This is a genomic window from Methanomassiliicoccales archaeon (assembly GCA_014361295.1).
Taxonomy (GTDB): domain Archaea; phylum Thermoplasmatota; class Thermoplasmata; order Methanomassiliicoccales; family JACIVX01; genus JACIVX01.
The window spans coordinates 951,642-972,180 of record JACIVX010000001.1 but is presented as its reverse complement, the minus strand read 5'-3'; the positions used below and the strand labels follow the sequence as shown (position 1 = coordinate 972,180).

18 protein-coding genes and 1 tRNA gene are annotated in these 20,539 nt (G+C 46.1%); 12 read left to right on the top strand and 7 right to left on the bottom strand.

The window, feature by feature from the left end; translation table 11 throughout:
- Nucleotides 1-152 precede the first annotated feature (152 nt).
- From H5T41_04865 to H5T41_04845, 5 genes are all read left to right on the top strand, one after another.
- Nucleotides 153-920, top strand: a complete 768-nt coding sequence (locus tag H5T41_04865) for a proteasome assembly chaperone family protein (GenBank protein ID MBC7108102.1) — start codon at nucleotides 153-155, stop codon at nucleotides 918-920.
- A gap of 120 nt (nucleotides 921-1,040) precedes the next feature.
- Nucleotides 1,041-1,553, top strand: a complete 513-nt coding sequence (locus tag H5T41_04860; protein MBC7108101.1) for a GTP-binding protein — start codon at nucleotides 1,041-1,043, stop codon at nucleotides 1,551-1,553.
- 38 nt (nucleotides 1,554-1,591) lie between these two features.
- Nucleotides 1,592-2,500 (top strand): DUF835 domain-containing protein, encoded by a 909-nt coding sequence (locus tag H5T41_04855; protein ID MBC7108100.1) that lies wholly within the window; start codon nucleotides 1,592-1,594, stop codon nucleotides 2,498-2,500.
- Nucleotides 2,501-2,537: 37 nt separating this feature from the next.
- On the top strand, nucleotides 2,538-3,008 hold the full coding sequence (locus H5T41_04850; protein MBC7108099.1) for a pyruvoyl-dependent arginine decarboxylase: 471 nt from the start codon (nucleotides 2,538-2,540) through the stop codon (nucleotides 3,006-3,008).
- Nucleotides 3,008-3,466 (top strand): DUF1922 domain-containing protein, encoded by a 459-nt coding sequence (locus H5T41_04845; protein ID MBC7108098.1) that lies wholly within the window; start codon nucleotides 3,008-3,010, stop codon nucleotides 3,464-3,466. Before H5T41_04850 ends, H5T41_04845 begins: the two co-directional genes overlap by 1 nt.
- Nucleotides 3,467-4,144: 678 nt before the next feature.
- On the opposite strand, the gene H5T41_04840 is transcribed toward H5T41_04845, so the two are convergent.
- Together H5T41_04840 and H5T41_04835 are read right to left on the bottom strand one after the other, a co-directional pair.
- Nucleotides 4,145-4,840, bottom strand: coding sequence for a hypothetical protein (locus tag H5T41_04840; protein ID MBC7108097.1), 696 nt, complete (start codon nucleotides 4,838-4,840; stop codon nucleotides 4,145-4,147).
- A gap of 126 nt (nucleotides 4,841-4,966) precedes the next feature.
- Nucleotides 4,967-6,907, bottom strand: coding sequence for a phosphoadenosine phosphosulfate reductase family protein (locus tag H5T41_04835; GenBank protein MBC7108096.1), 1,941 nt, complete (start codon nucleotides 6,905-6,907; stop codon nucleotides 4,967-4,969).
- Nucleotides 6,908-7,077: 170 nt separating this feature from the next.
- On the opposite strand from H5T41_04835, the gene H5T41_04830 reads away from it, so the two are divergent.
- On the top strand, nucleotides 7,078-7,734 hold the full coding sequence (locus tag H5T41_04830) for a site-2 protease family protein (protein MBC7108095.1): 657 nt from the start codon (nucleotides 7,078-7,080) through the stop codon (nucleotides 7,732-7,734).
- A 67-nt stretch (nucleotides 7,735-7,801) separates the two neighbouring features.
- Here the strand turns inward: H5T41_04830 and H5T41_04825 are convergent, their stop codons facing one another.
- Complete coding sequence (locus tag H5T41_04825) at nucleotides 7,802-9,232, bottom strand: FAD-binding protein (GenBank protein ID MBC7108094.1); 1,431 nt, start codon at nucleotides 9,230-9,232, stop codon at nucleotides 7,802-7,804.
- Nucleotides 9,233-9,397: 165 nt separating this feature from the next.
- Between H5T41_04825 and H5T41_04820 the strand changes: the two genes are divergently transcribed.
- Both H5T41_04820 and H5T41_04815 read left to right on the top strand, forming a co-directional pair.
- Nucleotides 9,398-10,027: an adenylate kinase gene (locus H5T41_04820; GenBank protein MBC7108093.1), complete on the top strand. Its 630-nt coding sequence runs from the start codon at nucleotides 9,398-9,400 to the stop codon at nucleotides 10,025-10,027.
- Between the two features lie 157 nt (nucleotides 10,028-10,184).
- Nucleotides 10,185-10,257 (top strand) — tRNA-Gln (locus H5T41_04815).
- An 88-nt stretch (nucleotides 10,258-10,345) separates the two neighbouring features.
- On the opposite strand, the gene H5T41_04810 is transcribed toward H5T41_04815, so the two are convergent.
- Together H5T41_04810 and H5T41_04805 are read right to left on the bottom strand one after the other, a co-directional pair.
- Nucleotides 10,346-10,897, bottom strand: coding sequence for a PhoU family transcriptional regulator (locus H5T41_04810; protein ID MBC7108092.1), 552 nt, complete (start codon nucleotides 10,895-10,897; stop codon nucleotides 10,346-10,348).
- Between the two features lie 19 nt (nucleotides 10,898-10,916).
- The gene (locus H5T41_04805; protein ID MBC7108091.1) at nucleotides 10,917-11,492 is read right to left on the bottom strand and encodes a potassium transporter TrkA; all 576 of its coding nucleotides are present in this window, start codon (nucleotides 11,490-11,492) and stop codon (nucleotides 10,917-10,919) included.
- Nucleotides 11,493-11,918: 426 nt separating this feature from the next.
- Between H5T41_04805 and H5T41_04800 the strand changes: the two genes are divergently transcribed.
- The 4 genes from H5T41_04800 (at nucleotide 11,919) to H5T41_04785 (ending at nucleotide 18,332) form a co-directional block, all read left to right on the top strand.
- Nucleotides 11,919-13,142 carry a magnesium transporter gene (locus tag H5T41_04800; GenBank protein ID MBC7108090.1) on the top strand — a complete coding sequence of 408 codons (1,224 nt, stop codon included), beginning with the start codon at nucleotides 11,919-11,921 and terminating at the stop codon, nucleotides 13,140-13,142.
- 65 nt (nucleotides 13,143-13,207) lie between these two features.
- Nucleotides 13,208-14,365 (top strand): formate--phosphoribosylaminoimidazolecarboxamide ligase family protein, encoded by a 1,158-nt coding sequence (locus tag H5T41_04795; protein ID MBC7108089.1) that lies wholly within the window; start codon nucleotides 13,208-13,210, stop codon nucleotides 14,363-14,365.
- 235 nt (nucleotides 14,366-14,600) lie between these two features.
- Nucleotides 14,601-17,531, top strand: a complete 2,931-nt coding sequence (locus H5T41_04790; GenBank protein ID MBC7108088.1) for a PKD domain-containing protein — start codon at nucleotides 14,601-14,603, stop codon at nucleotides 17,529-17,531.
- 63 nt (nucleotides 17,532-17,594) lie between these two features.
- The gene (locus tag H5T41_04785; GenBank protein ID MBC7108087.1) at nucleotides 17,595-18,332 is read left to right on the top strand and encodes a lipoate--protein ligase family protein; all 738 of its coding nucleotides are present in this window, start codon (nucleotides 17,595-17,597) and stop codon (nucleotides 18,330-18,332) included.
- Here H5T41_04785 and H5T41_04780 read toward each other — a convergent pair whose 3' ends face one another.
- Nucleotides 18,333-18,827 carry a GNAT family N-acetyltransferase gene (locus tag H5T41_04780; protein ID MBC7108086.1) on the bottom strand — a complete coding sequence of 165 codons (495 nt, stop codon included), beginning with the start codon at nucleotides 18,825-18,827 and terminating at the stop codon, nucleotides 18,333-18,335.
- Nucleotides 18,824-20,539 (bottom strand): arginine--tRNA ligase, encoded by a 1,716-nt coding sequence (locus tag H5T41_04775; protein MBC7108085.1) that lies wholly within the window; start codon nucleotides 20,537-20,539, stop codon nucleotides 18,824-18,826. Before H5T41_04775 ends, H5T41_04780 begins: the two co-directional genes overlap by 4 nt.

The window sequence follows — 20,539 nt, the reverse complement described above, 5'->3', positions numbered from 1 at the left end:
GACCGATGAAACATCTGAAATGAATAGGACGAGAGATCATTTTCGGAGATGTCCCTACGTCAAGCAACTTTTCAAAAAATGATCAGGGTCGATCTCTCTCCTCGGTAACGGCAAGAATTAAGTAGGAACGCATTCTTTATTGAAAGAAGGGAATGACAATCATGGAGCCAGATCCTTTCATCAATGAATACAAATACGGCAAGTATCCAAAGGCGATGGCCGTTGTCGGGTTTCCGAGTGTCGGGCTTGTTGGTTCAATCGCTGCGAATTTTGTCTCAAGGACGATGAAGCTCGAGAGGATCGCCACAATGATCTCCAAGGATTTCCCCCCATATACGATCGTCCATGACGGTATCCCCTCCTCTCCGGTCCGCATTTACGCGGGGGAAAGGGCGTGCGACGATGGTGTTCGATGCGACCAGCTCGTTGTGATTATGTCTGAGTTTATTCCGCGACCTGATCTCATCAAACCTGTTGCAGATCTGATACTCCAATGGTGTAAAGAAAAGGAAATTGGTACAATTCTCACGCTCGAGGGCATCAATGTTGGGGAGGTAGCAGGGGAGGTCCCAATCTATGGCGTTGCGAGTACGCCACGAACGCGCGAAATGCTGGAAAAATATGGCGTCAAGGAGATGAAAGAGGGAATGGTTTCCGGGATTTCAGGCGTCTTGCTGTATGAAGGAGAACGCCTCGGCATCGATGTGATCTGCCTGCTCGGTCCGGCGCGGCTCGATTACCCTGACGCGAGGGGAGCTGCGCGACTTCTCGAGATTGTTGCGAAAATGCTTCCAGAACTGAAGCTCGATCCCGAACCTTTATATAAAGAGGCAGAGCAGATCGAGCAGCAAATGAAAGCCGCGCTCGAGAGCATGAGGCAACCAAGAAAGATCGGAGACGAATCCCTTATTTACGGTTGAGAATCGAATCTTGAGCATTCTCCGCATTTTGGTGTTATGCACTGCATCGATGTTCAATCTGGAGTTTTCAATTGGCGGTCAATCATTAAATAGAGAGGTACGGATATCGATTCAAGTGTCATGGAAAAAAGGAAATTCATCCGTAAAATCTGCTTGCTTGGCGACGGTGGCGTAGGAAAGACAAGTCTGGTCCGCAGATTTGTATACGACTTCTTCAGCGACGAATATCTCACGAGTTTCGGTACAAAAGTGACGAAGAAAGTTCTCGATCTGGGAGAAATCGAACTCACCCTAATGATATGGGATATTCTCGGTCAGAAAACGCACAAGGCGCTTCATCATGCCTATTACAAGGGGGCAAATGGAGCACTGCTCGTTTGTGATTTAACGAGGGAAGAAACAATAAAGAACTTAATTGGATGGCGAGACGATTTCGTCGCAGTTGTTGGATCCGTTCCGGTTTTGCCGATTGCGAATAAAAATGATCTTGAAAGTAAGGTCTCTGAGGCGACGCTTGCACAAATCGCGGACATGCTTGGTCAGGGGTTTGTAAAAACGAGTGCGAAAACTGGCGAGGGTGTTCAAGAAGCATTCATTCGCCTGGGTAAAGCGTTGATGGAGGGGGGTGGTTGAAGCCTTTTTATGTATTGCCGGGCTCTTCGCTATTAGATTTGAGAGAGGAGCTGGAGCTCATCGAGGGGGACGCTGCAGGTGAGACATTAGAACGCTTTGGATTCAGGGCCGGTATGGGTCTTGTACGAGAGCTGGAAGTTGAAGCGAAGGATTTCGAGGATTTTTCTGAGATTCTACCGCAACTCTGGTCAGAAACAGGATTGAGCAGAATGGTCATGGAGGAGATTACCGAAAGCGAGATCGTGATCACGTTCGAAGAGTCGATCGAGGCATCGCACGGTCGAAAATGCGATTTCACGCGCGGTTATCTTGCCGGGATTGTCAGTGCCCTTTTGAAGACTCGTTATCAAGCGAAGGAGAGAGCGTGCATCTCAACTGGAAGTCCGTGCTGTGTCCATGTTCTTACACCAGTCGAAGAGGTGATCACACCGCAAGAAATGAGAATCACTGGAGAACTCCCTGAGTATACTCTCGAAGAGGGTTATTCATATCTAATCGAATCAGAGGATCCATCAATTGCATTCGAGATCTACGTCGATCAGATCGCTCATGGAAAGCCGGGTATGTGTGTGGTGAGAGAGTATCCAGAGAAGCTACGAAGTCGCTATGATCTCAGAAATTCAACGATACTCTGGCTCTCGTATGAAAGGGATATCAAGTACGCACGGGAGCCGACGAATATCCCGCTCATTTACAGCGAAATCAAGAATTTCTTTGACTCAGCCAGGTGCGGAATCGTATTGATTTCCGGTCTTGAATATATGATCAGCCAGAGCAACTTCGTCAAAGTCCTCAAGTTTGTTCAATTGCTCAACGAGAACGTCGCCGTCACTAATTCTATTCTCCTTCTTCCCGTTAGCCCTCAAACCTTGACGCCTCGCGATCTTAAATTGCTGGAAAGGGAGCTCTGGCTCCTAAACCCTGAAGAATGTCGCAGCGGGCAATAGAAATCCTTAAATTCTGTTGTTATTAATACGACGCTTAATGCAAATCATTCCAAAGAAGTTCTTTGTAACATCAGGTTGTGCGGTCAGCAAGGTATCTGATCTTAATGCATTCGATGAAGCCCTTTTGAAAGCGAAAATCGGAGAGCAGAATCTTGTGTCTGTCTCCTCTATCCTCCCGGTCGGGGCAAAGCAAGTCCCGCAGAGGGCGCTGCCAATGGGAGCGATCACTCACTGTGTCCTCGCACAGATGAGAGGAGGCGAGGGAGAAATGATCTCAGCTGGCATTGCCTACGGCTTTCGAAAGGATGGGAAAGGCGGGTATGTGGCAGAAGGACATATGCACGGCACAAAGAAAGCGCTGAGGGAAGTACTCGAATGGAAAATGCACGAGATGGCCAAGTTGAGGGGCGTTGAATTTAAGTCAATCCGTTATAAGATCGAGGAGTTGTCTGTTCCAATGGATCACTACGGTGCGTGCATTGCCGCTCTTGTATTTGTAGAGTACTGATGTTCGGCGTCGTTATCTGTCCAAACTGCAACCGGCCTCGTGGGGTCAATCTTTCCGCAAAAAAAGCGATGTGCCCAGCCTGCGGAAAGCATATCGATCTCAAAAGGGCAAAAATCTATTTTGAGACTGATTCTGAAGCCGAACTCGCAGAGGCGGTTCGAAAGCTCAGCGAACAGACATCAGGCGGTCTCGAGGATTCTACAGATTTTATATCACGAAAAAAGAAAAAGAGCGACGAGTCGCATCTCAACTCAATTTACAAGCCCTCGAAAGCAAGAGATGACGAAGATCAGGCTAGGATCCTTGTGAAGGAGTTGTCCGCGAGGACTGGCGAATTCTCACTAGAGGACTTGTGCCGGGTCATCGGTGATGAAGAAGAAGCGATGACTTTACTTGAAAAATTGTTATCAGCAGGAATCATTTTTGAACCCCGGCCTGGTAGATATCGGCCCGTATGATATTGTTGGTGAGCAGAATTTCACCAAGGTGCCACAGCAGGGAATCGCATTGGCACTCATAGGAATTTTCGTGGGACACGATGTTATTCGATTTGCGATAATAATTAATTGATATTTTTCCTAATCTTCGGGTCTGTCATTAACGGAATAGCTTTTTGGGACTGTAATAGTATCGAAAAGAACAAAAACTCTCAGGGCGATCTCCAAACTCATCGCCTGTCTAATCTGGGAATCGATAAGGTTTCCTTTCGAGAAATTCTATCAGTTATATCGAGGGCGACATCGACTTAATTCCTTTCTTTTCAAAAATGGGAGATGAGACAATCCGGGTATGTATACACAACGACCTTCCTCCTCATCGTAAGAAGCGCTTGATTGTAACCGCGATAGCATACCAGCGGCACGCATTAAAGTGGAGAATAGTATACCCTGGCCTTTTCAATTCACGATGTTTGAGCGAAGCGCTTCGGTACTCGTTTGCAGCTTCCGTTCTGTTGCGAGAGAAGCTTGGGGAGAATTTGGTCTACCAGGTGTCTAATTATAGCTTGATATGAGAATCGTTGGCGTGCTTTTCTCGTTGCCTCTCCTTTGAGAGGCATCTGTTGAATTCAATGATTACATACAACGATTTTGCATCTTTGAATTAGTTCGATTTTATTACTTGAGGATCAGTACGAATCAATGTTTCGATTTCGATTCGAACTTTGAAATCACTTCGGAGATGAAAGCTGGTATGAGGCGGTAGTGAACGTAAAGGTAATAGATGACAAGGAAGACAAATGCGACGATGAAGAGGAAGGCACCATAGGTGAATTCCGAAGTGTAAAAGGGGATCATCAAGAGATTGTATGCAAGATGGATGAGCGCGGCCTGCGCAAACAGCCCCCACGGCGTGCCCCTCGCAACGCCGATGCCAATCGTCGCACCTGTTGAACCGTGAAGGAAGACGATTTGCAAGGCGAGAATCAGCGTCGTGCCCGCGGCCCATATGTTGATCTCATCAATAAAAGACAAAGTGAGATAAACTGCGCCGAACGCCACCGTGCTCCCTATGCCGAGACCGAGCGCAAGTCCATAGAAACCTGTATCGGGTCTCTTCTGAAATTTGGGAATGTTGAGAATTATCAATTTGATGAGTTCTTCAACAAGGGCGAAGGAAAGCGCAACGACCACGACCGCAAGGTCGAAATAGGTTTGAGCGCTGAAGATCACGATGCCAAGAACGAGTCCAATAGCGAATAAACCGAAAACTTTTCTATCGTCAAAGAAAGGTTTTTCAACTTTTGGATAAGTATAATCCCTCAAAGTCCAGAACATCAGCGCCATCGACGAAACAAATCCGATTGCACCTGCGATCAGCAAGTTTGTGTTCATGATCGCTTGGAGGGATTTGTTATAACTATTTAAAAATAGGGCTTTCAAAAATAATTTCTGGAGTTAAATCGAATCGTCCGATAACCGTTACTCATATACTCGATAACTAATAAATAAAATGATTTCTCATCGAGAAACAAGCTTGTCATAATAGTGCGCAATGACGCATGCATCGGCGCATTTACCGCAGTGGCTGCATCTCTCTTCGAGTATCACTGGGCCATCATCGAACTTGATCGCCTTTCTTTGACAGTTCTTAACGCAGATTCCGCATTCTGTGCAGAGTTGCGACCGGAGAAGGGCCCTAACAGCCATTTCGAACAATTTCTCTGCCGTATCAGGCGTTGAGCTAGTTACAACAATTTGGCCGCCACCAAACACCTTTATCGTTCCGTCCTTTGTCTTCACCATTGCAATTTCGTACTCCTCTGAATATCTAACGGGACCGATCGTCTTCATCATCTCTACGATCTTTGTGAAACTTCTCTTCCTGGGAATTGATACAACGCCTTCTAGCGAATATCCTCCTGCAACGCATGGAGTTGCCCCCTTGACCATTTTCATCTGGATGCCGTCTGTTCTGACCGTTGGAATGCTTATTTTGATGTCTGCCGCAAGCCTTCTCATCTTCTTCGGAAGAACTTTCCATCTCCAGAATCCATATTTGACGAATTCCTCAGGCATATTCATTTTGTTTGCCCAGGCGTATAGGTATTTCTCCCAGTTGCTACTCAGTTTCGGATGAAGGATTTTTGTTCTCTTCCACTCACTTGCAAGGCATGCTGGACACAGGTAACACCCGATCCTCTCGTATTCCTCCTCATATAGTGGATTGTATTCGAGGTTTTTCCACCAGATATATCCCCAGACTTCGACCGATCTCCATTCTCTGATGGGATTTAGGATAATCTGATTGGGAACAAATGGATTGTTTTCAACGAATGCAATGCGTGCCCTGGCAAATGATTCGAATGTCCTGTTTCCTTCGATCGTAATCGTGCCTTTTGGAAAACGATCTTCGATAAGAGCGGTAAGGGGCCCGAGCTTACAGACCTTACAGCACCACCTAAAATCCTTGGCGGGCGGACCAAAAAAGTCGACGTTGTTCCAGAATCCGTCATTTGCATCAGCTATGAGTAATTCAAATCCGCGCTTTCCTGCGAAGCGATGGACATATTCAGTCGTCTCAGGGAATTCAAGACCTGTGTTAACAAAAATCATTGAGAATTTTTTCGAAGCTTTTTCTAAAATGCCGAAACAAGCAAGGGAGTCCTTGCCGCCGCTGAAAGAAAGTGTCACTGGCAGATCCTTTCTGCTGTTGAGATATGATTTCACATCGCTCACTGCCTTGGCCTCAAGAGATCTGAAGTGAGTGATATTCGCCTCCACGAATCTTGACCAACATCTCTTTTTACCAGCGATTCTTAAGCGTCCTCTCCCTACATCTCTGATACCAATCGCCCTTTCGGAATTCTTCGCTTGATCGCTCGGCACTCTTGCTATGCCACTACATACGAAATCACCAGCAAGGACGATAAGGGGGTCGTTGACATTGAAAGTATCTGTAGCACGTTTTATCAATGTACCTGGAATATTCTTTCCTTTGAGATGACCCCTCGGCATTTCAATTTCAACAACTCCTCTTTTCGCAATATCCGCCAGAGCACGTGCGCCATCAATTCGCAACTCGAGCCTGAAATCGTCGGAAATGATGTCGAATAACAGAACACCGATGACTCGACCATCGACAACGATCTCGTCCGCCCTGTCTTCTCCTGGTATCTTGTTCAGAAATATCTGAACACCATCAAGAAAATCCGAGACTCCAAAATAGGTGCAAAAAATTTTCCTGAGAAGCTCAGTATCTGCTTGGAGACACGGTCTGAGATCTCCTGGCGCGGTGACGCTAAATGGTCTTCCTACGCTTCCACAAATTGCACATTCATCGCCTAGCACAAGCGTTGCACAATCGTCGCACCACCTGAAAACAACCTTACCATGCCTGAACGAAGTTACCTTTTCCGAGTCTTTTATCGCCTTTTTTTTCAAACTCGAACTCGCCTCCATCGTGTTGAATCAATGTCCTGAGCTGTTCGCTGGTTATTCATCGCAAAAACCGCGTCTCATCCATTACGGCCATCATTCGAAGTCTTACCGCCATAGTCAGCTGTCATCTTCCGTGTAATCGAAACCCAAGGTATATTAAATTGTTTTTCAGTAGGTGAAGGCGGTCTCGCATGATCGAAGATTACGCAGTTTATCTGCCACGCGCGTACCGTCGGATCAAATTTGGAAGACTGGAAATGCTTCATATTTTACTAGCGGTGGTGGTTCTGACCTTCGCTTTTGCTGTCGTACTGACCAGTTCGACAGCAGCGCAGCTCAGCCTGTCTTATTTGGATGCATTCGGTTATTCGATCGGGATTTCATTCCTAATTGTTTTGACCGGATTTCTCCTGCATGAACTCGCTCACAAATTCGTCGCCCAGAGAAATGGAGCTTGGGCTGAATTCAGGGTTTATCCATTTGGTTTGATCCTTGCGCTAGCATTCGCGTTCCTTGGCTTCGTATTCGCCGCGCCGGGTGCGGTTTACATCCAGGGTAACATCACCCGAAGACAGAACGGAATCATCAGCATATCAGGTCCATTGATGAATCTTGCTTTAGGAGCAATATTTCTCGCATTCTGGTTTATCATGCCGCAGTCGTCGATCTTTGCATTCATCTTACGCTGGATTGGCACAATCAATTTACTGCTCGCCGCCTTTAATCTGATTCCCGTTCCGCCACTTGATGGCTCAAAAGTAATCAGGTGGAACGTTCCGATCTTTGTCGTTGTCTTTGCAATCACGATCGCGCTTCTCCTGATAGGTCTAGAAATTATTGCGGTGTGATATGATGGTCTCTTAGCGAAGTTCCAGAATTACTACTTGTAAAGTAATTGTGGAAAGGATCGGAGGGTCAAGCAAAATCTCTGCACGGATAGCGAAGGTATCTGATGATCGATCCTTCCCATTCCATCAGTTTTCCTGGGTTCAAGATGTTGTTCGGATCAAGAGTCCGCTTGATCGCCTTCATTACACCAAGAACGCTTTCCCGCTCTTTTTGCATATACGGCGCCTTCGAAATGCCGACACCGTGCTCTCCTGTAACCGTTCCACCAACAGCGATGACAGCGTCAAAAATCTCCGCAACCGCCTTCTCCCCATTCTTCCAGGATTCCTCTGAAAGCGGATTCAGCAACATCTTCGTGTGAAGATTTCCGTCGGCTGCATGACCGTAAGTGCCGACAATCACATTGTTGCGTTCAGCGATTTTCTGGAATGCTACGACAGTCTCTGGTATTTTGGAAATCGGTACGGACATATCATCCGCGAGGGAAATGGAAACGTATTCGTCTCCATACCTGCTGAGTGCTGGAAGAACGGCTTTTCTTCCAGCGGTCCATTTCGCCATTTGCTTTGGATCGGTTGAGAATTCGACGCCGATCGCACCGATTTCCTTGCAAATCGTGTGAACTTCTTTCACTTCATCTTCGACGACCTTTGGATCACCATCAACTTCGATAAGACAAAGCGCCTCGCAATCCGGAAATCCGACGTGCATCGTCTTATTTACCGCTTTGATGCAAATGCGATCCATCAATTCGATAGCCGATGGGATCAGCGGTTTAGCGATGATTGCAGAAACACATCTCCCGGCTTTTTCCAAAGAATCGAACGCAGCGACCGCCATCGCGGACTTTTTCGGTTTTGGCGCTATTCTCAATGTCACCTCTGTGATAATGCCCAATGTTCCTTCACTGCCAACGAACAATCTTTCTAATTGATACCCTGATGAATTCTTAATCGTCCTCGTCCCGGTTCTGATAACCTCGCCATTTGCAAGCACGACCTCGAGTCCAAGGACGTAATCTCTCGTTGCTCCGTATTTAATCGCCCGCATACCAGAGGCGTTCGTCGCAACCATTCCTCCAATCGTGCATGCTTCACCGCTCCCTGGAGTTGGCGGAAAGAAAAAACTGTAAGGTGCAAGCGCCTCATTCAATTTATCGTAAACAACGCCTGGTCCTACGACACAGTAAAGGTCTTCGACGCGTATTTCCTTGATCTGATTCATCTTCGTCATGTCCATGACGATGCCGCCCTTGATCGGAACCGCACTCCCGCATAGTCCCGTTCCACCACCCCTTGCGAGAACTGGGATACGGTTCTCGTTCGCAAGTTTAAGAATCTGGGATACTTGTTCAGTCGTTCTCGGCTGAACAACAACATCGGGCGTTCTGTGATGTATCGATGCGTCGAAGCCATAAGTGTAGAGGTCAGCAATTCTTGTAGAAAAGTTCTTCTCACCAACGATTGATCTTATCTGCGCCAGCAACCTTTCTTCCAAGATGTCACCGAAATTGGGAATAATGGCTCATCCTAAAAATACTTGTGTTCTCTCAATATCAACTCTCAATCTCAAAAACCAATCGATGAACGGAAATCTTTTGAGTTATTCAGAATGATCAGGAAAAGTTGTATAAACAAATATAGCATTCGGCGGGCTGTGACGATCGCACTGGTTTTACTCGGTCCTCCTGGATCGGGAAAAGGGACGCAAGCTGCAAAACTCGCCAAGGAGTTGAAGCTCATCCATATTTCAACTGGTGATATGCTTCGAGAGGCGATACGGCAGGGTACACCCATTGGCTTGAAAGCAAAGAACTATGTTGATAGGGGAGAGCTTGTCCCTGATGAGCTCGTCACCGAATTGATTCGTGAGAAACTCTCCAGCATGAATGGTGTTTTGCTGTTTGATGGATATCCGAGGAATTTGGTTCAGGCAAGAATGCTCGATGAGATCGTTATTGTAAAGGCTGCGATCAATCTCGATGTGGATGAAAACAAGATACTGGAACGTCTTACGAAACGAAGAACATGCAAGCGATGTGGCGCGGTTTACAATCTTGAAACGAATCCACCAGCTATCCCGGGAAAGTGCGATAAATGCGGAGGTGAACTTTATCAGCGCTCTGATGATACAGAGAGTGTTGTTAGGCAGCGATTGAGTATCTACAAAGAAGCTACATTGCCGCTGATTGAGTACTATCGAAACAAAGGAGTGCTCATCGAGATTAATGGTGATGGAACAATCGATGAGGTGTTCGAGAGAATACGAGAGGAATTAAAAGACGTGATCTGAAGGCAATTGGTTGCGATTTGGCATTTTTCCCTTAAAGTATATATTTTCCTTAAAGTATATATAAGTGTATTTGCCCATCATGACATGCTAATTATAAATCATCGCCAGAGAAACTACAAAAAAATTAAATTCAAGCAAACTTTTCGAGAGGATGCATAGCCCCGTGGTGTAGCGGTCAATCATGCGGGACTCTGGATCCTGCGACGGCAGTTCGAATCTGCCCGGGGCTACCTTGTATCCTTTAATAACGCCAGAAAGCAATTTTCATCTATTGCTATGATCTTTGTTCCAGAATGACGGTGTATTTCCGATTTGTCTTCAATCTTCGTTCGTTCCAGCAGCCAGACACTTGAAATATTCCTCACCGTCCGGAGGTCCTCTCGCTATGAGAATGTCCTGAGGCTGGACAACGGTACGCTTGTCTGGCCCGTAAATGTACTTTTTACCCCTTTTGATGGCGACGAGCCACATGCCACATCTTGATGGAAGTTTTATATCGCCAAGCGATTTATTCGCCAGTTCCGAATTTTCGCTGACCCTAGCCGTTGTGATAATCACATCAGATTCCCTCAAGCTGAGCTGAATGACTGGATGTGGTTGAACGTCTCGAAGCACAACATCGGCGATCTGCATTGCGGCATCAGAAATTTCTTCAATTGACGTAGCCAATCTGATCACAGCAAGCGCCTTGTGAACGTTCTTGTCTTCGATCGCTCGTTTGATCGCTTCTTCCTGTAGCTGGCTCGTCAATTCATCGATCATTTCTTCCATGATGAAAACTTCCTCTGCAATGTCTTTGTTGTTGTAAATTAAAGAGGAATACGCGAGGTCGATCATTAGCTCTGAGGTATCTTTTATTTCGAGGAACATTTTTTCCAGGTCCTGCATATCATTCCCCCTCGCGATATTCTTCGTCGGAATCCTCTGGCCATTTTCTTTCGCCAGTGGCATATTTGTTGAGAATCTCGTAACCATCCTCCGTCCCTCTGACGATGAGAACATCGCCAGCTTTCAATCGAACGTGATCTTCAGGGTCGTAAATCCATCTCTTACCTCTTTTGATTGCAATGATCCTCATTCCAGTTCTACATTCGATGCCAAGTTCGTCAATCGTCCTGTTTACCATATCCGATCGCTCGGAAAGATTGATCAATCTGATCTTCTCCTCTGCATCACGCAAAACAAATGATAAGAAAGGGCGCTTTTCGATATCGAGATCGAGCAACTTGACCATATCAGCTGCGGCGTGAGAAATCGAAGCTGCCGCAGATGCAATTTGAAGAAGGCCAGAAAGTTGTATAGCATCATTCTTTGTTCTTGCTGCGAGCATCGCCCTGATTCTGATTTCGTATCTCAGCGTATCCATTTCCGCCTCTAATTTCTTCACTTCTTCGGCGATCTCTTTGCTGTCGAACATCAGGGCTGCATATGCCAAATCCACGATGACCTCAGATGTATCCTTCATCCTGGTAAGTAACTCTCTTACTGTCTTAGAAACTCCTTCGATTTTTTCCGGTGTATGTTCCTTCACCTCAGATCTCACCTCATGAGCTCCAAATCTTGATTATTTGAACAGCGATCGATCTTTATGGCAAGTCATTTAAAAGACCGATCTTCACATTGCCATAACTCATGTCGATCTTTATTGATATCATTTTTTTGCTTATCAAACCTTTTAACAGGTCTGCGATCCGATGATGCGACGCGCATTTCTCTATTCTCCGCGATTACCTTTTTCATATTGAACTCAGGAGTATTTATCCATTATGAGAGACAAAAATCAGATGATGAATTAAAGGGTTGGGCACAATTGTATCTTTAGAAAATCTTAATTCCAGAATGGCAACTATTTTATTATATTTTCAATTTCGTATCGTATCTATTAATCCTCATGGGGGCAAGGGTCATCATAAGGGCGTTCATAACGAGGAACAGAGAAGTCTTCGCTCACGGCTTAGTCGCAAATATGATTTCTTCTATTGGAGACCTCCTCGCTGGTGCAACACTTGGATTCATGACCAATACTCTTGCCCTGCTTCCAGGTTTAATGGTTCTTATTCCACCAGCTATTGGTATGAGAGGGAACATTTTTGGTGCCCTCGGAAGCAGACTCGGGACTGCGATGCATATTGGTACATTCGAAATGACTGTCAAGAAAGGCAGTGTTCTCAGGCAGAATCTCGAAGCGTCGATCTTCCTTACAATGATCATATCTCTCTTGATGGGTGTATTTGCGAAGCTCATCACCGATCTGATGGGCTTTCCGAGTATCTCCATCTGGACATTTATTTTCATATCCGTTCTCGGCGGGGTGCTCGCAGGTTTTGTCCTCATTTTCGTTAATATTTTTGTTGCCTACATCGGCTTCAAGAAAGGGTGGGATATAGACAACTTCTCAGCGCCCATTATCACTGCGGCGGGAGACATCGTCACATTACCGATGCTTTTCTTGTCAGCAATCATCGTTCTCAGCTTTCCAGAAGTTATCATTACTTTGTTCTCCGTGCTCTTTATCATCGCAACTTTTATTACGTTGATTTTCGCAGCCAGGAGTAAAGAGGAATTGGCAAGAAGGATCTTGATCGAAAGTATCCCGGTACTTTCTCTTTGTGCCATCCTCGACATCGGTGCGGGCATGACGATCGAGCACAGGTTGGAGGAGCTTGTCACATTTCCAGCCCTCCTTGTTATGATCCCCCCATTTCTCGAAGATGCAAATGCACTCGGGGGCATACTTACTTCCAGACTGGCATCGATGCTTCACGTCGGTTTGATCAAACCGAGGAAAATCCCTAGTGGTCTCGAAATCGAGAATTTCGCGATTATTTTAATACTCTCATTATGGGTTTTCACGCTCGTTGGCATCTCTTCGCATCTTGTCGCGTTGTTGCTGGGATTGAGTTCACCAGGAATTTGGGTTATGATACTAATCTCCCTCGTAGCAGGTTTTCTAACTGTCGCCGTGCTCACAGTCATTTCCTACTATATCGCGACTCTAACATTTCATTTCTCGCTTGATCCAGATAACCACAGCATTCCGCTCACATCCTCTGCGATCGATTTTGTTGGGGCGATATTCCTTATGGAAGCGTTATTCCTGATTGGTGTTGTTTGAATCTCAGGAGAAAGAGGATAACATATATTGGTTGTTGAAGATTCCCTCTTCGAAGGAGGATTTTAATGATCAACAGGGAAGCGATATTCGCCATGATTGATGCCTACAATGTTGAGAAAATCAAGATTGGAACGCTGGGATCTCATTCAGCCCTTGATGTTTGTGACGGTGCGGTGGAGGAGGGATTTGAAACAGTTGTTGTTTGCCAGGAGGGAAGAGAACAGACATATTCAAAATATTTCAGAGCACTTCGAAACCCCGACGGTACAATTCGCCGTGGAATCGTCGATAAAGTCATTTTGCTCAAGAAATTCAAAGACATCATCGATTCGAAAGTTCAAAAATTGCTGGTAAATGAGAACGTTCTTTTTGTACCGAATCGCTCGTTTACATCATATTGTGGGGTCGATGCGATCGAGAATGAATTCATGATCCCTATTGTTGGCAGCAGAAATCTTTTGCGAACGGAGGAAAGGGGAGGCGAGAGGGATTATTACTGGCTTCTTGAAAAAGCTGGTTTGCCGTTTCCGAGAAGGATTGACGATCCAAATGACATCAATTCGCTTACGATTGTTAAATTGCATCATGCAAAGAAAAAACTAGAGAGGGGTTTTTTCACCGCATCCTCTCCAAGTGAGTATAAGAAGAAGGCAGAACAGCTGATTGAGCAAGGGGTGATCGATGCGAACGATCTTTCGCGAGCGAGGATGGAAGAATACATCATCGGTCCAGTCTTCAATCTTGATTTCTTTTACTCTCCCATCGAAACGGCAGGTGAAAAAATCGAACTTCTTGGTATTGACTGGCGCTTTGAAAGCTCGCTCGACGGCTATGTGAGGTTACCAGCTGCACAGCAACTTTCGCTGGACAAGGAACAGATCCTCCCAGAGTACACCGTTTGTGGACACAACTCTGCGACCCTGAGAGAATCTTTGCTCGAAGATGCCTTCAAACTCGCTGAAAAATATGTCAAAGCAACGCAGGAGTATTTTCCGCCTGGAATAATAGGGCCTTTTTGTTTGCAGACTTGTGTTGATAAGGATCTTAAATTCTTCATTTATGATGTTGCACCGCGAATTGGAGGAGGCACGAATATACACATGTCCGTCGGTCATCCTTACGGAAACACGTTATGGAGAAAGAACATGAGCACAGGGCGAAGACTTGCCATGGAGGTCAGAAGAGCAATCGAGGAGGGCAAGCTCAAAGAACTTATTACGTGAAATCACCAGAGAGAAAACGATTTAAAAATGTCAGCAGCAGTGATGGTGAACGCGGGAATCGAGTGAATTGAGAATCCTTTTGAAACGATGGCCTGACAAAATGGTCTGAATGAGTTTATCTCGAAATGCCAGCTGTTATTATCATTACAATAACCTTTATAAAGGGCTAATCCATTCCGCACCAATACCCTAGTCTCAGGGGCACGTTTTTGTGCTTGGGCCATGAGGAGGGAAAATGGTGCATAAGAACAATGGAGCAAAGGTCATAACTGGATTGCTGGCTCTGTTAATTCTGCTTTCGTCTCTGGCTTTCTTGCCAGGACCTAATGCAGTTGCAACCAGCACATCGAATCAGATATCGTTCAACGTAGTTGACGGAGATGGAAAACCTGTCGTTGGAGTTCAAGCGACCCTGAGGGAGGTTCACACGCTTAAGAAATATACCAATGTGAGCGACTCAAGCGGTCTTGTCACTTTTAATCCTTTGCCAGGATATTATGAACTCACAATAGTCAAATCAGGGTATTTCGATTATGTATATCCCCAGATCATTAGATTTGATGGCATGTCTCCGCTTGCTCTGAATTTAGTCGCCCTTGAAGAATTGCCGTCAAAGGACTATACCCTGACAGTCAGCGTTTTCAAAAACGGAACAGCAATCGCCGTCAATGGCGTCAGACTCAAAGTGCTTGATATCGAGAATAATATGCAGGAGATATACAACTCGACATCAGCAGATGGTTCGTTCGTCGTGCCAGTATATCCTTCGACCTACAAGCTCATCGTCTCCTGCTCCGGATATGCGACGAATGTGACGCTCGTTGAGATCACGGGAAATGAGACGATGACGATTTACATGGATACTTCTACTATCTTTAGAGGATACGCGTACCTCAACGGTATGCCCGTTACACAAGGTCTGACCGCCTGCCTTATCTCAACATCGACATCGCTGGACATTGAAAAAAGAATTGTAAGGCCCAAGACCCTCGGAACGAACTATTTTGAGTTCGATGCCTACACCGGAGAATTTTATCTGATTGTCGATGCGGCGAACGCGAAGGCGAATATGACGAAGGTCGTCTTGTCGGCGACAAAAACGATGATGGTCAACCTCACATCACAGTCTGTCCAGACGACAAGCCTTTCGTTGGAATTTTACGAGAATGATTGGAATCACTTCAACTTGACTACTAATTTAACAATGGACTTCGATGCAACGATTCCAAGTCTGCCGTATAGTTATCTGAAGAGCCTCCGCATGCAGATTGATTTTGCGCTAGGAGATGGTGATGGCGAAATAAACACCACAGAGCTTCAAGCATTCTTGCAGAAGATCACTTCATTCGGTCCACAGAATGTAACAAGCGAGTGGCTGATGAAAGTCAATGGGACGAAGTTCGTCTCTCAAATCGAGGGATTCTCTTCACTCGAGTATTTCGGCCTCCTCGGACCTACAAATTCGACGCAGCAGTACTCGGCTTTGCTGAAAACGCGCTATGATTCCGTATCGGCGATTTCTTTGGGGACTCAATCATATACTGGTCAACTTTATGCAAGTTACGACACTCAAACACTCGATTATGTGTATCATATCTCCCTTCCAGACGGTTATGAGTTGACGGCGAACACAACGAGCAGCTCCTATGTCAAGGTCTATGGTTACCTCGATTTGACCATCCAGCCACAGCTCTACGCGTCAACATCGCTTGCCTCTGTGACGATGACATTCCAGAAATCCGTTGCGCCAAAAGCCGTTGCAAGCCTTGTCACTGGCACCAATGTTTACGATGTCAGAGACGCAAACTCAACGCTTCTCTACTATATTGTCGCATTCGATACTGAGGTGTCGTTCAGTGCAGCTGGTTCGTACGATCCGAATGGGAACCCACTGAAATACGTATGGGACTTCGGTGACGGGAACGTAGCGGAAGTGACGACCGTTACAACGAAGCACAATTACACTCTGGCAATTTACGAATTGACGGTTTCACTTACAGTTGTTGATGTTGCTGGCTTGAAAGATTCCGCGTCATTCTCCGTTAGAATCGACTCTGTTAATCCTACCCCAGTGATCCAGGTACTCAACAAGCAGATACAGAACAACAAGATCTACGCTAACCAGTCGGAAGCACTGGTCTTCAACGGTGCTTCATCTTACGACTATACGAACTCATCATCCGATGCGCAGAAGGGTTTAATCTATTCTTGGAAATGGGACTTCGGCGATGGCAATCAAACCACGATCATGAGGGGCGAGAATCAGAATGTTTCTCATGCATATCCTAGGGCAGGAAACTATGTTGTAAAGCTAAACGTGACGGATGTTGTCGGTCACTACTCTGTCGCGCAGATAATGGTCGTCGTGAAGGACACAACGGGCCCGATCGTCTCTTTTGTCATCAAGGACGAAAAGTTCGCGTCGGTCACGACGGCGATGGAAAACACGACTCTTTATTTCGATGCGAGTGCCACAACCGACAATGTCGACAGCCTACAGAATCTCACCTTCAGATGGGATTTCAGTGATGGGACCAATGCGACAGGCGTCAATGTAACGCATAGCTTCGCGGCGATAAAGACTTTCACAATCAAGTTGACAGTGACTGACAAATCAGGAAACTCAGCAAATCTCACGAAGCAAATTGTGATCACATCGTCTCCGAGGCCCGATCTCAGAGTCACTTCCTTGGTCTTCGACCCAGCGATCTTCACAGAGGGCGAAATTGGTACGATGAAGCTCAATGTGACTAATGTGGGAAATGCAAATGCGACGAACATTGTGGCGACATTCTACAAGATGACGCTCACGGGCCAAAAGCAGCCTCTCGGAACATCGAGCATCCTGAACGGCACTGTAGGTGGACAGCTTCTGCCTGGTCATTACGGGATCATCACATTCCAGTGGAGGGCTGATACCAAAGGGAATTACACGATCTATGTTGAAGTGACCGCGAGTGGAGAAATCAGTAAGAACGATAACAGCTACACAACTTCTCTGACGGTGAAGGAAGCGGGCTGGAAGGCTGCAGCGATTTACGGTGGGATTTTTGCCGTCATCATCGTCGTGATCATTCTCGTCTACATGAGGAAGCGCTTGCCGAAGGTCGGCGGCAAGACAAAAGGAGAAACGAAGCCAGAAAAGGGCGGTAAAGAGAAGAAGTGAGTTCGACCACTCTCAAATCCTTTCCATCTAAATCTTTTTATTTTCTCTAATTCTTGCATTATCATGATTTGGCGCCTGCTGGATACCGATCTCGCCAGTCCCCCTTACACATCAGCTGCCGATGAGGCGATCATGATCGCGAGACACAAAAATCTCGTTCCGAATACACTTCATCTTTATCGCAGAGATCGCCCGACGATTTCACTCGGTTATTTCGAGAAGATTGAGGAAAACGTTAATCTCGAACTCGCGAAGCGAATCGGGGCACATATCGTCAGAAGAGTCAGCGGAGGGAGCGCGATTTACACAGATCAGGATCAGATTATCTATTCTGTGGTTGTTGATAACGAGGTTGTGCCAGAAAACCCAAATGACACCTACAGAATTATTTGTGGCGCGATAATTAGGGCTCTCGGTCTTCTTGGTGTTGCTGCGGATTTTAAGCCGATCAATGATGTCGTTGTCAACGGGAAGAAGATCTCGGGAAGCGCTCAAGTTAGAAAGTGGAATATTGTCCTCCAGCATGGAACATTGATCATCGATGCAGATTTTGATCTCATGTTCCGAATTTTGAAAACAAAAAAGAAGAAAATCAGAACACCAGAGGAAATGACATCACTGGCGATCGAGCTCGGCAGAAAACCTTCTGTGGATGAGGTGAAGAAAGCGCTCATTCGCGCGTTTGCCGAAGAATTCCAAGTTGAAATCGTCAAAGGCGTCTTGACACATTTTGAAGAAAAGACGATCAGGCAACTCACTGAAGAAAAATACGGAAAGGATGAATACGCGCTCCTCAGGTGATCACTCGAACCGATCGAGGTCAAGCAACGCGATCTTTCTGCTGTCAACAAAGAATCCCACTTTCTTATGTAGCATGATTGACTTGATATTATCAGGCATGATCGTGCTGTGCACCGCCTTTGCACCGCGTTTTTTGCCTTCGATCGCAACAGTTCTCAACAATCTGTAAGCTATGCCCTTTCTTCTGTACTCTGGATGTACGCCGAGATTCTCAACCCATACGATTTTCGGCACGCTCAGGATGTGCGGTAATATCTGTGCGAAAATAAACCCGACGAGGATTGAATTCTCTTTTGCAACATAACTGAGGCCAGCTCGAACATAATGTTCAAACGAATACTTCGATGACGCACCGAGCTGGTCGATCAAATCCTGCGACAGGTCGCTCCACTTCTTCGTGAGCGAGGGTTCAAGTGTCTCCCTTATGCAAAAAAGTTCGAGCGCTCTGACAGGCCCGCGATCTTCCTCTTTCATCGGCTCGATTTCTAACATCACATCTCCTCCGGTGCTCCGAGTCCCATGACTTCGAGACAATTCTTCAGGGTCCACATCGAGGATTCAACGAGCGTCAGCCTCGCATTCATTTTATCCCCCCCTTTAAGGACCGGAACATATGTATAGAATTGATTGAAGGCTGAAGCTAGTTCATGACCGTAAGCGGGGATAATGTGAATCCTTCTTTTTTCTCCAGCTTCCTTAATGACACCTGGAAATCTTGCGAGGATTCGAATAAGTCTTTTTTCATAATCGTCCTGGAGCAAGGAAGGATCGACAATTCTTTCATATTTTCCAGCTTTCCTGAGGATACTACACGCCCTCGCATGTGCATACTGAACGAAAGGAGCACTGTTGCCCTCGAAATTGAGCGCCTCCTTCCATTTGAAGACGATAGGCTTCTCCGCCTGGATGCGTATAATGTTGTACCTGATCGCCCCTCTTCCGATTAATCGCGCGATCGCTTTCATTTTCTCCTCGGGCAGATCGGTCCTCCGTTGTTTCACTTCTTCTAGTGCTCTTTCCTCAGCCTCTTCGATCAGATCGTCGAGCGTGACAACTCTCCCTCTCCTCGTCGACATTCGTCCTTCTGGTAAAGAGACAAAGGAATAGAAAACGTTTTCAGGCGCTTGTTCAATACCCAATATCTTGAGAGCGGCTTCGAGATGGGTCATACCAAGCTTCTGATCTTCTCCAAGTACGTTGATCACATGATCCGCCCGCTTGAATTTATCAAGATGGTATGCGAGATCCCTCGTCGTGTAAAGCGTTGTCCCGTCGCTTCGGGTAAAGAAAAACTTAGTGTCGCGACCCTTGATTCCGAATTCTTCGAGATCAAGGTAATAAGCGCCAGCCTCCTCGTGACAATACTTAGTTTTCTTTAGGCGCTCGACGACTTCCTTCGCACTTCCATCGAGGATGAATTGTGATTCCCAGACAAATCGATCAATTCTAACGTTGATGTCGATCAAGCTTTGATTGATTCCGTCGAGGATCGCCTGAGCTGTACTACGAACCTTATTAATGATCGCCTCATCGCCAGATTCGAAGCGTCTGAGCATCTCTGCAATCTCATCTGTGATTTTGGGATCATTCTCCATCATTTCATTCGCTTTTTGATAGAAGCCGACGAGTCTGTGATCCGCCTTATCCCTCTCGCTTTTTGGTACACTTTCAGGGGGTATATTTTCAACGCCCCATGTGAGAAGGATGACTTGTTTCCCGACATCGTTCACATAATACTCCGTCACGACATCGTAGCCCGCCATTCTCATGCATCGCGCCAGCGTATCGCCTATGAGCGGATTTCTTGCCCTCCCAACGTGTATCGGCCCCGTCGGGTTAACCGATGTGTGCTCGAGGAGAACCTCAACCCCTTTTCGATCTGCTCTCCCATAATTCTCCTTCTCTTTCAAGATCGTCTCGAGCGTGATAGATGTGAGCTTTTCATCATCGATCTTGAAATTGATATACCCGCCGTCTGTCCATGTCCTCGACACGAGATTCATTGTAGGTAATCTCGCAAGCAATTCCGAAGCGATCATAGCTGGGGATTTTTTCATTTCCTTCGCAAATTGAAAACATGGCAACGCGAAATCGGCGATTTCAGCTGGTGGAATTTCCAAATTCCAAGAGCTGACAAGACGGAGCTCTTCGAGAGCTCTTGTGATTGAGGATTCTACCTCCTTTCTGAAAGGTTCAATCGGATCCAA

Excerpts from the sequence above, each read along its gene's own strand:
- H5T41_04830 (MBC7108095.1), top strand. The coding sequence starts at position 7,078 with ATGATCGAAGATTACGCAGTTTATCTGCCACGCGCGTACCGTCGGATC.
- H5T41_04795 (MBC7108089.1), top strand. The coding sequence starts at position 13,208 with ATGATCAACAGGGAAGCGATATTCGCCATGATTGATGCCTACAATGTT.
- H5T41_04865 (MBC7108102.1), top strand. The coding sequence starts at position 153 with ATGACAATCATGGAGCCAGATCCTTTCATCAATGAATACAAATACGGC.
- H5T41_04790 (MBC7108088.1), top strand. The coding sequence starts at position 14,601 with ATGGTGCATAAGAACAATGGAGCAAAGGTCATAACTGGATTGCTGGCT.
- H5T41_04840 (MBC7108097.1), bottom strand. The coding sequence starts at position 4,840 with ATGAACACAAACTTGCTGATCGCAGGTGCAATCGGATTTGTTTCGTCG.
- H5T41_04835 (MBC7108096.1), bottom strand. The coding sequence starts at position 6,907 with ATGGAGGCGAGTTCGAGTTTGAAAAAAAAGGCGATAAAAGACTCGGAA.
- H5T41_04785 (MBC7108087.1), top strand. The coding sequence starts at position 17,595 with ATGATTTGGCGCCTGCTGGATACCGATCTCGCCAGTCCCCCTTACACA.
- H5T41_04850 (MBC7108099.1), top strand. The coding sequence starts at position 2,538 with ATGCAAATCATTCCAAAGAAGTTCTTTGTAACATCAGGTTGTGCGGTC.
- H5T41_04810 (MBC7108092.1), bottom strand. The coding sequence starts at position 10,897 with ATGTTCCTCGAAATAAAAGATACCTCAGAGCTAATGATCGACCTCGCG.
- H5T41_04805 (MBC7108091.1), bottom strand. The coding sequence starts at position 11,492 with ATGAAGGATACATCTGAGGTCATCGTGGATTTGGCATATGCAGCCCTG.
- H5T41_04860 (MBC7108101.1), top strand. The coding sequence starts at position 1,041 with ATGGAAAAAAGGAAATTCATCCGTAAAATCTGCTTGCTTGGCGACGGT.
- H5T41_04845 (MBC7108098.1), top strand. The coding sequence starts at position 3,008 with ATGTTCGGCGTCGTTATCTGTCCAAACTGCAACCGGCCTCGTGGGGTC.
- H5T41_04800 (MBC7108090.1), top strand. The coding sequence starts at position 11,919 with ATGGGGGCAAGGGTCATCATAAGGGCGTTCATAACGAGGAACAGAGAA.